Source organism: Fluviicoccus keumensis, from assembly GCF_004217445.1.
Taxonomy (GTDB): domain Bacteria; phylum Pseudomonadota; class Gammaproteobacteria; order Pseudomonadales; family Moraxellaceae; genus Fluviicoccus; species Fluviicoccus keumensis.
This window is the reverse complement of the sequence record NZ_SHKX01000015.1, coordinates 110,161-123,361: the sequence shown is the minus strand read 5'-3', so window position 1 is coordinate 123,361 and position 13,201 is coordinate 110,161. Positions and strand designations below refer to the sequence as shown.

The 13,201-nt window shown below is 59.7% G+C and carries 12 protein-coding genes and 1 tRNA gene; 6 read left to right on the top strand and 7 right to left on the bottom strand.

Annotated features, from left to right (window positions below; translation table 11 throughout):
• Positions 1-21: 21 nt before the first annotated feature.
• Positions 22-444, bottom strand: coding sequence for a phasin family protein (locus EV700_RS17130; protein ID WP_278044918.1), 423 nt, complete (start codon positions 442-444; stop codon positions 22-24).
• 185 nt (positions 445-629) lie between these two features.
• On the opposite strand from EV700_RS17130, the gene EV700_RS14735 reads away from it, so the two are divergent.
• Positions 630-1,313: an SCP2 sterol-binding domain-containing protein gene (locus EV700_RS14735; protein WP_130415167.1), complete on the top strand. Its 684-nt coding sequence runs from the start codon at positions 630-632 to the stop codon at positions 1,311-1,313.
• Positions 1,314-1,319: 6 nt separating this feature from the next.
• Here the strand turns inward: EV700_RS14735 and EV700_RS14730 are convergent, their stop codons facing one another.
• The gene (locus EV700_RS14730) at positions 1,320-1,631 is read right to left on the bottom strand and encodes a hypothetical protein (protein WP_130415165.1); all 312 of its coding nucleotides are present in this window, start codon (positions 1,629-1,631) and stop codon (positions 1,320-1,322) included.
• 158 nt (positions 1,632-1,789) lie between these two features.
• On the opposite strand from EV700_RS14730, the gene EV700_RS14725 reads away from it, so the two are divergent.
• Complete coding sequence (locus EV700_RS14725) at positions 1,790-2,002, top strand: cytochrome-c oxidase (RefSeq protein WP_130415163.1); 213 nt, start codon at positions 1,790-1,792, stop codon at positions 2,000-2,002.
• A 10-nt stretch (positions 2,003-2,012) separates the two neighbouring features.
• Here the strand turns inward: EV700_RS14725 and sixA are convergent, their stop codons facing one another.
• Positions 2,013-2,474, bottom strand: a complete 462-nt coding sequence (gene sixA / locus EV700_RS14720; protein ID WP_130415161.1) for a phosphohistidine phosphatase SixA — start codon at positions 2,472-2,474, stop codon at positions 2,013-2,015.
• A 6-nt stretch (positions 2,475-2,480) separates the two neighbouring features.
• A complete protein-coding gene (locus tag EV700_RS14715) occupies positions 2,481-3,509 on the bottom strand; it encodes an NAD(P)H-dependent glycerol-3-phosphate dehydrogenase (protein WP_130415159.1) in 1,029 nt (342 codons plus the stop codon).
• A 112-nt stretch (positions 3,510-3,621) separates the two neighbouring features.
• Between EV700_RS14715 and EV700_RS14710 the strand changes: the two genes are divergently transcribed.
• On the top strand, positions 3,622-4,701 hold the full coding sequence (locus EV700_RS14710; RefSeq protein ID WP_242610281.1) for a hydrolase: 1,080 nt from the start codon (positions 3,622-3,624) through the stop codon (positions 4,699-4,701).
• Between the two features lie 41 nt (positions 4,702-4,742).
• Here the strand turns inward: EV700_RS14710 and EV700_RS14705 are convergent.
• A tRNA-Ser gene (locus tag EV700_RS14705) sits at positions 4,743-4,833 on the bottom strand.
• A 228-nt stretch (positions 4,834-5,061) separates the two neighbouring features.
• Here EV700_RS14705 and EV700_RS14700 point away from each other — a divergent pair.
• The 3 genes from EV700_RS14700 to hemN all read left to right on the top strand — a co-directional run bounded on the left by EV700_RS14700 (position 5,062) and on the right by hemN (position 9,573).
• Positions 5,062-6,942 (top strand): potassium transporter Kup, encoded by a 1,881-nt coding sequence (locus tag EV700_RS14700; RefSeq protein WP_130415157.1) that lies wholly within the window; start codon positions 5,062-5,064, stop codon positions 6,940-6,942.
• Positions 6,943-7,074: 132 nt separating this feature from the next.
• A complete protein-coding gene (locus EV700_RS14695; RefSeq protein WP_130415155.1) occupies positions 7,075-8,094 on the top strand; it encodes a cold shock domain-containing protein in 1,020 nt (339 codons plus the stop codon).
• Positions 8,095-8,187: 93 nt separating this feature from the next.
• A complete protein-coding gene (gene hemN / locus EV700_RS14690; protein ID WP_130415153.1) occupies positions 8,188-9,573 on the top strand; it encodes an oxygen-independent coproporphyrinogen III oxidase in 1,386 nt (461 codons plus the stop codon).
• A 108-nt stretch (positions 9,574-9,681) separates the two neighbouring features.
• Here the strand turns inward: hemN and fadA are convergent, their stop codons facing one another.
• Both fadA and fadB read right to left on the bottom strand, forming a co-directional pair.
• Positions 9,682-10,857 (bottom strand): acetyl-CoA C-acyltransferase FadA, encoded by a 1,176-nt coding sequence (gene fadA / locus EV700_RS14685; protein ID WP_130415151.1) that lies wholly within the window; start codon positions 10,855-10,857, stop codon positions 9,682-9,684.
• A 17-nt stretch (positions 10,858-10,874) separates the two neighbouring features.
• Complete coding sequence (gene fadB, locus EV700_RS14680) at positions 10,875-13,025, bottom strand: fatty acid oxidation complex subunit alpha FadB (protein ID WP_130415149.1); 2,151 nt, start codon at positions 13,023-13,025, stop codon at positions 10,875-10,877.
• Between the last annotated feature and the right edge of the window lie 176 nt (positions 13,026-13,201).

Here is a 13,201-nt window from a genome sequence, read left to right as displayed (position 1 = left end):
TTTTCAGGTTGCAGCAGGGTCTCAGGAGTCCTTGCGGTTGCGCCTCATCTCTTCGGTCAGTTCCACCAGTACGCTGGTCAGCGTATCCAGGCGCTCGTTAACCGTGTCCAGTTCGCGCTGGGTGGGAATTCCCAGCCGGTTCAAGGCTGCCGACAGCTTGTCATCAAAGGCTTTTTCGACCTTGCCGCGGGTGTCACTGGCCTTTTCCAGCACCTTGTCACGGGCTTCCGCCACGGTTTCCACCGTCGTGTCGGCGATATCCCGGGTCCGGGACTCCAGCTCTTCGCCCACCTTGACCAGGTTGTCAAACAGCTTGCCGCCCTCTTCCTCGGCGCGGGAGAAAGCGCCCAGACCGGCCAGCCAGATCTGTTGGGTGTACTTGCGGAGGTCCGTGACGGACGTCAGCTTCTGGGACTTATCGGTCCCCTTTTTTTCATTCGTCATGGCAGCCCCCCAAAATGGCATTTTTATAAACGAGCAATGCTAGCACGCGCATTTGGCCCAATCTCATAAATTGTAGGACAAAATTATGGCGGCAGGCTTTGCATTCTGCGCCGACAGACGTTATAAGAGGAAAGGACCGGATCAATGCCGCCCGCACCAAGACAAACAATACCCCTCTGAAAAAGATGACTGGACGAGAAGAAAACGCCCAACACTCCGGCACGCTGTCCTATTTCTGGCTGAACAGCCTGGAAAGCCTGCTCAACTCCTTTCTGGAGCTTGATCCTGAACACCGGCAGCATATCGCTCCGCTGGACGGGATGGTCGTCCGCGTCAAAACGTTCTCCCCCTACATGGTGTTTTACCTGCAGTTCTCCAGCGACCGCATCGAGGTTTCCCCGCGCGCGCCCGGCGAGGTCCAAATCCGTATGAGCGGCCGTGTCCGCGATCTGGTCTGGACATTCCTGGGGCTTGAAGATGAACAGCGCATGGAGGACAAGGGCCACCTCAACCTGTGGGGCGACACCGAGATCACCAATAATCTGCGCTTGCTGATGCAGGAGTTCAACGTGCGTTCGGCCGCCGGTCTGTGGCTGAAGAGCCACTGGCCGCTGAACCAGCTTTGGCAGAAACTGAGCCAGCAGGACCTGACCTGGCTGCAGGACCTGCAACCGCTGCCGGAGTTGATCCGCGAAACCCGCGAGGAAGTATCGGAACTGCGGCGTGAAGTGCTTTCACATAAGCACCAGCTGGATACCATCACCGAACAGTTGCAGACACAACTCTCGTATATCCGCTTCATGATGGTGGTGTTGCTGCTGACACTGGGCGGCGGCATCGGCGCCTGGGTAGTCTACGCCCTCAGCTAGGGCCGGTCAGACGTCATCGGTTTGACGCCGCCATTTTCCGATCAGGTTGCTGAGGCTGTCACTCAGCAGATCCGAGCCTGACTTGGCAGCCTTCCATGTGGTTTCACGCAGCATGTCCGCCGGACGAGGATCACTCAGGCTTTCGGTTACGGCCCGGCGCACCCGGGTTTCAACCGTGCGACCGATATCATCATGCAGCTGGCGAAAGCGCACCTCCATGTCCCGCTCCCAGAAACGGCGGAAGATCCAGTAACCGAAGGTAAGCGTCAGCAGACTGGAAAGAATGGCAGTGGCGATAACGATGATCAGGGTGGACATACAACGACCGTTCCATGAGTTGAGGCTGCATTCTAGCAAAGGGCAAATGCCTGCCGCGCAACAATTGTAAGGAAAATCAGCAAGCCTGGTGCGCCACCTTTACTCGCCGGGACCTCATGCTAAGATGCGGCTCCGCCTCAACAAGTGACCCCATCATCATGATTACCATCGAAATCACCAATCTGGATGAACTCGTCAAGGAGCATCGCGGCTCCTTGACCGCCATGCTGGGCAAGATTGTGGCCGATGTGGAAGGCGAGGTCGAAAAGATTGTGATCGAAGAGTTGCGCAACGAATTCGAACGGCGCGGGATCCGCGCCAACTTCTGCAGTATCGCCGGCATCAATCTGCGCCGGATTGTGACCTCGTGACCCGGCCCCGCTAGTGGGGAACAAAGCCGCCCGTGCGGCTGCCCTGCCCCGCGGCCAGCACCGGCATATCCAGCACCATCACCTCGGCCAGTGAAAAAGCGGTCGATCCGCCACCCTCGCACCAATAGGCCGCCAGCAAGCCGACCACCGGCATGTGGCAAACCAGCGCAATCACCGAATTCTCGGGCAAATCCAGCGAGTCCAGCCAGGCCGTAATCTCGCGGGGATCACGATCCGGCGTGATGCGATCCGTCAGCGTGACCGGCACATCCAGGACATTGCCGATTTCACCGGCGGTTTGCCGCGCCCGATAATAAGGACTGGCAAACAGGCCGTCCAGGCTGACGCCATGATTGATCAGCCAGGCGGCAGCCTGCTGGGCCTGATGAAGTCCGTTCAGAGTCAGGTTGCGTTCGGCGTCGGTACGACGCATCGGCTCGGCTTCACCGTGCCGGATCAGGATGATTTGCATGAAAGCTCACCGGTTGGGCAATACGAATTCGACATCGCTGCGCTGGCCGCTGGTCATCATTGCCGCGGCGACCTCAAAGATCGGCTTGTCGTTAAAAATGATCTCGTAGAGACCGGCGACAATGGGCATGTAGACCCCCAGACGGTCGGCCTGCTGGCGCACCTGCAGGATAGTGTTGATACCCTCGGCCGTCTGCTCCAGATCAGCCACGATATCGGCCAGCTTTTTGCCTGAGCCCAGCGCAAAGCCGACCTGATAGTTACGACTGAGGGGAGAACTGCAGGTTGCAAAGAGGTCGCCGACGCCTGAGAGTCCGAGGAAGGTCAGGGGATTACCGCCCATCTGCACGGCGAAGCGGCTCATTTCCGCGAGGGCGCGGGTCAGCAGCATGCTGCGGCTGTTCTCCCCGACCTTCTGGGCCACCGCCATGCCGGTCGCGATGGCGTAAATGTTCTTCAAGGCGCCGCCCAGCTCGACCCCGTAGATATCGGTATTGGCGAAGACACGGAAGTAGGGACAGGCCAACGCCGTATGCACGGTTGCGCGCACTTCCGGATCGATACTGGCGATCACGGTGCCTGCTGGCATGCAGGCCGCGATTTCCTTGGCCAGGTTGGGGCCGCTCAGCACCCCGATGCGTCCTCCCGGCACTTCTTCGCGCAGTATCTGGCTCATCATGGCGAAGGTGCCGGCCTCGATGCCCTTGGTCATGCTGACCAGCATTTGCCCTGGCTGAAGATGCGGCTTGACGGTCTGCACTACCTGACGGAAGGCTTTGCTGGGAATGGCGACAAACACGAGATCAGCGCCCGCGACCGCCTCGGCCAGATCGTTGCTGAAGCGCAGGCCGTCGGCCAGCCGGAAACCCGGCAGATAGCGGGTATTTTCCCGGGTAGCGCTCATGTCGGCGACCAGATCGGCGTCACGCAGCCAGAGTGTGGACTCGCAGCCGTTACCGGCGGCCAGATTGGCGATCACCGTTCCGAAGCTGCCTCCACCCAATACGGCCACACGCGGTCTGACGGTCTCAGTCATTTTGCACCTGCCTTGAAATCCATACGAAAACCGCCTGCCAGCCAGACGGCAATTGCGGAACATGATAACGCAGCTTAATCCGCGATGGATGTATTCATTTCACCGGTTGCTCATGCTAGCGTCAGCACCCAACACCTCCCGCTACTGGATCACCCCGTCCACCATGAGCCATTATCCCTTTCCGCAATCGTTTTTCCGCAGCCCTTTCCGTCCCGCCAAGGGGTTGGAAAATGCACACCTGCAAACCGTTTTCGCGACCTTTCACCGCCGTAATCCGCCCGGACTGCATCGTCGGCGGCGGGAAATCACGCTGCCCGACGGCGATCACTTATGGCTGGACTGCCATGAGCCGCACCCCGTCGCTTCCGATGTCCCGCTGACCCTGATCGTGCATGGATTGGGCGGCAGCAGCGAGTCACACTACGTCCTCGGGTTGCAAAAGGCGCTGGCGGCGCTTGGCTGGCCCAGCGCCGCGATGAACTGTCGCGGCGCCCGGATTCCCAACCGCCTGCCGCGTGCCTATCACGCCGGAGCCAGCGATGATGTCATCGCCGTACTGGAAATGCTGGCGGCTGAAAGCGGCCGGAAAGTCGCGCTGGTCGGTTATTCCCTGGGTGGCAGCATGGTGCTGAAAGCGTTGGCGGAGTTGGGTTCCGACAACCGGCTGTTAGGCGGGGTCGCGGTTTCCGTACCGCTGGATCTGGCGCAATGCGCCGACCAGATGAACCGGGGATTGTCCAGACTGTATCGCAAGCATTTGCTGACCGAGATGGGCGGGCTGTGGTTGTCCAAACTGCAGCATTTCCGGCAAACCGGCGCCAATGAGGCCGTCCGGTTGCTGGAAAAGCACGTCGGCAACGGCCGCTTTACTTCCTTCTGGGAATTTGACCAGCAGGTGATGGCGCCACTGCACGGCTTCCGCGATGTCGATGATTACTATACCCGCTGCCAACCCAGCCAGTTCCTGCGCCACATCAGCGCCCCGACGCTGGTCATCCATGCCGCCGACGATCCGTTCATGGTGCCCGAAGTGGTGCCGCCCGCGGAAATGCTTTCGCCCAGCATCCATTTCGAACTGGCGGATAAAGGCGGGCATGTGGGGTTCATCGGAGGAACGTGGTTGCGGCCGGACTACTATCTGGAGCGGCGGATACCCGCCTTCCTGCAGCATATCCGCCAGACCGGATGTTGAAAAACAAACAGGCCCGCAATAGCGGGCCTGTTTGTTGAATATGGCGGTGAGGGAGGGATTCGAACCCTCGGTACGCTATTAACGTACACACGCTTTCCAGGCGTGCTCCTTAAACCACTCGGACACCTCACCGGGTCTCGCCGGGCTTGGCCCTGCGAGGTGCGAAAGATTAGCGCAATGTTCTTGGAAACGCAAAAGTTTTTTCATCATGCTTTCTCCTTGGCCCGGGTGTGGAAATAGACCGGGCAATGGTAAAATGCATGAACGAATAGCCAGCCATTCCCCGATCCCACGGAAATCCACCCCAAAGCCCCATTCCAGTTCCAGGCCCGTCACGGCGCCCACGGAGAAGATTTTTTCATGCAGTCCCATGATTCCCAGCGAACCCCGATGCCCGCCCTGACCCTGGGCGCCCTTGGCATTGTTTTCGGCGATATCGGAACCAGCCCGCTGTATGCGCTCAAGGAGTGTTTCCACGCCAGCCACGGCATCGCCATCACCCACGACAATGTGCTGGGCCTGCTGTCGCTGATTTTCTGGTCCATCACCGTTGTGGTGTCGCTGAAATACATTGCCTTCATCATGCGTGCTGACAATAACGGGGAAGGCGGCATCATGGCATTGCTGGCCCTGAGCCTGCGCAACAAGTCGCTGGTCGCCTGGCAGCGGCGTCTGCTGATCGCCATCGGCCTGTTCGGGGCCGCGTTGTTCTTTGGCGACGGCATCATTACACCGGCTATTTCCGTGTTGTCGGCGGTCGAGGGTATGAACGTCGCCGCGCCCGCGCTGCACCAATACGTTCTGCCGATCACCATTACCGTGCTGTTCACGCTGTTTTTCATTCAGCGCCACGGCACCGGTTCGGTTGGCAAGTTGTTCGGCCCTATCATGCTGATCTGGTTCGCGACGCTTGGCGGACTGGGCCTGTACAACATCCACAACCATCCGGAAGTGCTGCAGATGGTGAACCCGCTCTGGGCCGTCAGCTTTCTGACAGAGCACCCCGGCACGTCGTTCATTACCCTTGGTGCGGTTGTGCTGACCGTGACCGGCGGTGAAGCGCTGTACGCCGACATGGGTCACTTCGGACGCAGCCCGATCCGCTACGCCTGGTTTGCCCTGGTTTTCCCGGCGCTGATCCTGAACTACGCCGGTCAGGGCGCCCTGCTGCTGACCGATCCGTCGGCCATCAACAATCCGTTTTACCAACTGGCCCCGGACTCGCTGCTGATTCCGCTGATCATCCTGGCCACCGCCGCCACGGTCATTGCCTCCCAGGCCGTCATCTCCGGCGTATTCTCCATTGCCCGTCAGGCCGTGCAACTGGGCTATCTGCCCCGTTTCGACATCCAGCACACCTCGGTCAAGGAAATCGGCCAGATTTACATCCCCTTCCTGAACTGGTTGCTGTTGGGCTCAATCATCATCCTGGTGCTGACGTTCAAATCCTCCAGCAACCTGGCCTCGGCTTATGGCATCGCTGTCACCATGACGATGATTTGTGACACCTTGCTGGCCGGTTTTGTCGCCACCACCGTCTGGGGCTGGTCGCCCTGGCTGGCCGGGCTGCTGGCCGCACCGTTCCTGATTGCCGACTTCGCCTTCTTCGGCGCGACCTCGTTGAAGATCCTGCAAGGCGGCTGGTTCCCTCTGACTTTGGGCGCCACGGCGTTCACCATCATGATGACCTGGAAGCGCGGCCGTGAAATCCTGTTCGAGAAACTGAACAACGAAACCATGCCGTTGAAACTGTTCGTCAACAGTATCGCCTCCGGCCCGATCCAGGAAATCGAGGGCACCGCCGTCTTCATGACCGGCAGCCATCAATACGTACCGCACGCCCTGCTACACAATATGAAACACAATAAAATCCTGCATAGCCGCAACGTACTCTTGACTCTGCACACCAAAGATATTCCATTTGTAGAAGACCGGCATCGGCTTAAAGTTGAACAGATTTCCCATAATTTCTGGCTGATTACCGGTGAATACGGTTTCAAGGAGCAACCGGATGTCCCCCGATTATTGTCGGGCTGCGCGGACTTCGGGCTGGAATTCGATATGATGGACACCAGCTTCTTCCTGTCCCGGGAACGGCTGATTCCCCGAGTCGAAGGCGGCATGGCTCCCTGGCGTGAAATGCTGTTCGTGGCGATGTCGCGCAATGCCGCCTCCGCTACCGACTTCTTCCAGATCCCCACCAACCGGGTGGTGGAGCTGGGAACCCAGATCGAACTCTAGTGATGAGGAGATCCGGAGCCTTGCCGATCAGGCTCCGGGTGGTTGGCCGAATGAATCGACCGGCGCACGGAATGAAAGAAAACGGATAAGCGACACTAAACTCATAGTCAAAACAAATAAGAAGGAGCCATCATGGCCACCGCCCAGAAAAACTTCACCAAGATCGGGATTTTTTACGACGGTAATTTTTTCCTGCATGTCAGTAACTACTACCAGTATTACCATTCCCGCAAATCCCGCATCAGCATCTCCGGACTGCATGACTTCATCCGCCACCGCGTGGCTGTCGAAGAAAACACCGATGTCCGCTATTGCCATATCGTGGATGCCCACTATTTCCGCGGCCGCCTGCGCGCCCAGGATGCCGAGCAACGCGACCTGCTGCTGAAAGAACGCCTGTTTGATGAAGTACTGATGCGCGAGGGCGTCACCACCCACTACCTGCCGTTGGGACCGGATGGTGAAAAAGGCATTGATGTCTGGCTGGCGCTGGAGGCCTACGAGCTGTCCATCTACAAGCAGTTTGATGTCCTGGTGCTGGTCGCCTGCGACGGCGATTTCCGGCCTTTGCTGCGCAAGCTGAATACGCTGGGCACCCGCGTGATGCTGCTGGCCTGGGACTTTGAATACACCGATCGCAACAACCTGCAAAAACTGACCCGCACCGCCCAAGTACTGCTGGACGAAGCGACTTACCCGGTGCTGATGCACCAGATCATTGATGACCGCTCCATGCGCAATGACGCCCAGATCAACAGCCTCTTCCTGTATCCCAAGGAGGAGCAGGGCATGTTCAGCGGCTTTGGTTTCGGCAGTAGCGGCAACGGTCATCATCATCATTCGCCACCGGCCCCTGTCGCGCCGACACCGCCGCATATTCCCAACCCGGACATCCGCAGTGAAGGCGTCATCCAGAGCCTGAAGGAAGGCGGCTTTGGCTTCATTACGCCGGACGACAACATGGACAACGTCTTCTTCCACTTCAGTGAAGTCAAGAACCGTAATTTTGCCTCGCTGCATGTGGGCGACCGTGTCAGCTTCCTGCTGGGCCGCAACGACAAGGGTTTTTGCGCCACGCAAATCATGGTGATGACGCCGGAACAAGCCCCGGCGCAGCCCTTCATTCCTTATGAGGACAGCGTCGAGGAATGAAACCTCCACTGTCCGGCGAATCCCCTTCGTCCGGACAGTTCCCCTGACCTGCAAGCCCCTATAAACTATGGGGAAACCTGCCGGGATTCCCCCATGAACAACGCCCTGATCTTCGACCCCGAACTCTTGCAACGCTATGACCTGTCGGGGCCGCGCTACACCTCGTACCCGACCGCCGTACAGTTTCACGAAGGCTTCGGCGAGGAAGCTTACCGGGAAGCCATCGCTGCCTCCAATACGGCGGCGCGACCGCTGTCGTTGTACGTCCATCTGCCCTTTTGCGGCGTGGTCTGCTATTACTGCGCCTGCAACAAGATCATTACCGCCAACCGCAAACGCGCCTCCCCCTATCTGGCCGACCTGCACCGGGAAATCGAACTGCAATCCGCCCTGTTTACGCCGGGGCGGGAGGTTCGCCAGTTGCACTGGGGCGGCGGCACGCCAACCTTCATCAGCGACGAAGAAATGAGCGCGCTGATGAACAAGCTGCGCGGACACTTCACCTTTCTCGACAACGATGAAGGCGACTACTCGATCGAGATCGATCCCCGGGAAGTCACCCCGGCCAAGATTGCGCACCTGCGCCAGCTGGGCTTCAACCGCATGAGCTTCGGCGTGCAGGATTTTGACCCGGTCGTGCAAAAGGCGGTAAACCGTATCCAGACCGTCAAGGAAACTTTCGATGCCGTGGATGCCGCCCGCGCCAACGGTTTCAAATCCATCAACATCGACCTGATCTACGGCCTGCCCTTCCAGACGGTCGACAGCTTCGCCGTGACGCTGGAAAAGATTCTGGAACTGTCGCCGGACCGGCTGTCAGTCTTCAACTATGCGCATATGCCGCACCTGTTCAAGGTGCAAAAGCAGATGGATGCCGACACCCTGCCCTCTCCCGCCGTCAAACTCGCCATCCTGCAATACGTGATCGAGAAACTCACGGCGGAAGGCTATGTCTATATCGGCATGGATCACTTTGCCAAACCGGATGACGAGTTGGCGCTGGCGCAGGAACACGGCACGCTTTACCGTAACTTCCAGGGTTACAGCACCCACGCCGGCTGCGACCTGGTGGCGATGGGCATTACCTCAATCGGCATGGTGGACGACACTTACAGCCAGAACGTGAAGTCGCTGGAGGAGTACCACGAGCGGGTCAGTGCCGGAAAGCTGCCGGTTTATCGCGGCGTAAAGCTGACTGAGGACGACAAGCTGCGCCGGGCTGTCATTACCGAATTGATCTGCCATTTCTCGGTCGATATGGCGGCGATGGGGCATGCCTGGAATATCGACTTCAGCACCTATTTCGCCAAGGAACTGGCGCAACTGCAGGACATGGCCGCCGATGGCCTGATCAATCTGAGCGATGGCCGCATTCAGGTTCAGCCGCGCGGACGGCTGCTGATCCGTAATGTTTGCATGGTGTTTGACGCCTACCTCAAGAATGAGGAAAGCAAGAAGCGCTTTTCGCGCGTCATCTGAGACATCCGGCCCGGCATTCGCCGGGCTTTCAGTTTCCGGAGCCCATAAAAAAGCCCCGTCACCTTGTGAGTAACGGGGCTGCTTGCCTTCGGTAAAAGGCGAGGTTTCTTACACGCGCTGGATGATCGTGGCGATGCCTTGACCCAGGCCGATACACATCGTGGCCAGGCCGAACTCGGCATCCTTCCATTCCATCACGTTCAACAGCGTGGTGGTGATACGCGAGCCGGAGCAACCCAGCGGGTGGCCCAGGGCGATCGCGCCGCCGTTCAGGTTGACGAAACCGTCAGCCTTGTCGAGGATCTTCAGACCCTTCATCACCGCCAGGCCTTGCGCGGCAAAGGCTTCGTTCAGCTCGGCGATCTGGATGTCATTGATCGACAGACCGGCGCGCTTCAGGGCCTTTTCCGTTGCCGGAACCGGGCCCCAGCCCATGATGGCGGCGTCGCAGCCGGCCACGGCCATGCTGACGATCTTGGCGCGCGGCTTCAGACCCAGTTCGGCGGCCTTGGCGGCGGACATCACCAGCATCGCGGATGCGCCGTCGGACAGCGCGGAGGACGAACCGGCGGTAACCGTGCCGCCCTTCGGGTTGAAGGCGGGCTTCAGCGAGGCCAGCTGTTCCAGCGAGGCGTCCTGACGGATCACTTCGTCGATCTCGCAGAGGACCTTGAAGCCGTTGGCGTCATGGCCTTCGATGCCGATCACTTCGTTCTTGAAACGGCCTTCCAGCGTGGCTTCCCACGCCTTCTTGTGCGAACGCAGGGCGAACTCGTCCTGCATTTCACGGCTGATGCCGTTCATGGTGCCCAGCATTTCGGCCGTCAGGCCCATCATGTTGGACGCCTTGGCGTAGTACTTGGACGCAGCCGGGTTCAGGTCGATGCCGTGCATCATGCCGACGTGGCCCATGTGTTCCACGCCGCCAATGACGAAGACGTCACCCTGGCCGGTGGCGATCTGGGCGGCGGCGGTATGCAATGCCTGCATCGAGGAACCGCACAGACGGTTCACGGTCTGGCCGGGAACGGTACGCGGCAGCTCGGCCAGCATGGCGATGTTACGGGCGATGTTCATGCCCTGTTCCATGGTCTGGTTGACGCAGCCCCAGATCACGTCTTCGATGTCGGCCGGGTTCAGGGCCGGGTTGCGCACCAGCAGAGCCTTGACCAGCTCGGCGGACAGCGAGTCGGCGCGGACATTGCGGAACATGCCGTTGCGGGAGCGGCCCATGGCGCTACGCACGCCATCAACAATCACGACATCACGAGGATTCAGTGCCATTTTCATGCGCTCCTTAATTAACCGAAGAACTTCTTGTTGGCGGCGGCCATGTCACGCAGCAGTTGCGGCGCTTCGTAAGCCTTGCCCAGATGAGCGTACTTTTCGCACTGGGCGACGTAGTTCGCGACACCGATCTGGTCCACATAACGGCAAGCGCCGCCGCGGAACGGGGGGAAACCGATACCCATGATCAGGGCCATGTCGGCTTCGGCGGCGGAGGCCACAATGCCTTCTTCCAGGCAGCGCGCCACTTCGTTCACCATCGGGATCATGCAGCGGTCGATAATTTCCTGGGCGTCGAATTCCTTACGCTCGGCAGCGATCGGAGCCAGCAGTTCGTAGGTGGTCTGATCGACAACCTTCTTCGGCTTGCCCTTCTTGTCCTGTTCGTAGACGTAGTAGCCCTTGCCGTTCTTCTGGCCGTAGCGGTTGTTTTCGAACATGATTTCAGTGCCGGACTTGTAGTTCGGCTGCATGCGGTCGGGGAAGCCTTCGGCCATGATCTTGGCAGCGTGCACGCCGGTGTCAATACCGACCACGTCGAGCAGGTAAGCCGGGCCCATCGGCCAGCCGAAACGTTCCATGACCTTGTCGACGGCCTGGAAGTCGGCGCCGTCACGTACCAACATGTCGAAACCGCCGAAGTACGGGAACAGCACGCGGTTCACCAGGAAGCCCGGGCAGTCGTTGACGACGATCGGGGTCTTGCCCATCTTCTGGGCCAGCTTCACAGTGGCGGCGACAGCGGCGTCAGAGGACTTCTCGCCGCGGATGACTTCGACCAGGGGCATCATGTGCACCGGGTTGAAGAAGTGCATGCCGACAAAGTTTTCCGGACGCTTCAAGGCCTTGGCCAGGTAGGTGATGGAAATGGTCGAGGTGTTGGAGGCGAGGATGGTGTCTTCGCTGACCAGACCTTCCACTTCGCTCAGCACGGCAGTCTTGACCTTGGGGTTTTCGACCACGGCTTCGATGACGATATCGACCGTCTTGAAGTCGCCGTAGTTCAGCGTCGGACGGATGCGGGACAGCACCTTGCCCATTTCGGCCGGGGTCATGCGACCCTTTTCCACGGTCTTGCCCAGCAGCTTGGTGGCTTCGCCCATGCCCAGATCGAGGGCCTCGGTGCGAATGTCCTTCATGATGATCGGGGTGCCCTTGCTGGCGGCCTGGTAGGCGATGCCGCCACCCATGATGCCGGCGCCGAGCACGGCGGCCTGGTTGATTTCCTTGTTGGAGCCCTTTTCGTGCTTCTTGGAAATCTTCTTCACGGTCTGGTCGGCGGTGAACAGACCGATCAGCGCGTTGGCCTGAGGGGTCACGGCGACCTTGGCGAACTGCTTGGCTTCGACCTTGAGGGCGGCGTCGCGGTCCAGGCTGACATGCTGCTGCATGGCTTGCAGGGCCAGCTTCGGCGCCGGGTAGTTCGGGCCGGCCTTGCCGACGACCATGGCGGTCGCGGTCTGGAAAGCCATCATCTGCTCCAGCATGTTCAGCTTGACCGGGTTCAGCTTCTCGGCGCGCTTGGCTTGCCAGTTCAGCTTGCCGTCGAGGCACTGCTGCACCAGGTTGATGGCGGCGTCACGCAGCTTCTCGGGAGCGACCACGGCATCCACGGCGCCATCCTTCAGGGCAGCGTCCGGACGCTTTTCACCAGCGGCGGCAATCCACTCGACGGCATTGTCGACACCGATCACGCGCGGCAGGCGCACGGTGCCGCCGAAGCCCGGGAAGATACCCAGCTTGACTTCGGGCAGACCGACCTTGGCGGCGGTGGACATGACGCGGTAATCGCAGACCAGGCACATTTCGAAACCGCCGCCCAGGGCGATGCCGTTGATGGCGGCCACGGTCGGGATCGGCAGGTCTTCGAAGCTGTTGAAGATGGCGTTGGACTGGGCCAGCCACTCGAGAATGGCGGCTTCGCCGGAGGCAAAGCTGTCGCCGAATTCAGTGATGTCGGCGCCGACAATGAAGACGGGCTTGCCGGAGGTGACGATCAGGCCCTTGATGCTGCTGTCGGCCTTGACGGCCTTGACGGCGGCGGCCAGGTCTTCGACCGTGGCGCGATTGAATTTGTTGACCGATTCGTTGGCGAGGTCGAACTTGAACTCAGCAATGCCGCCGTCGAGGGCTTGCACGCTGATGGCAGTTCCGGAATAAATCATGCCGAAGTCTCCATAATTTTGTGTTGGATGGCACAGTGACACGGCGGTCGGATCCGTCAGCCGCACTGGGCGTTCGGGAGGCCGTACCCGCTATTCAGGCTGGGCGGTGCGACATTTCGGGCGCACGTCGCCTGGGCGGGGCTAAGTGTATGACACTCGATAGGGCTTTTGGCAGT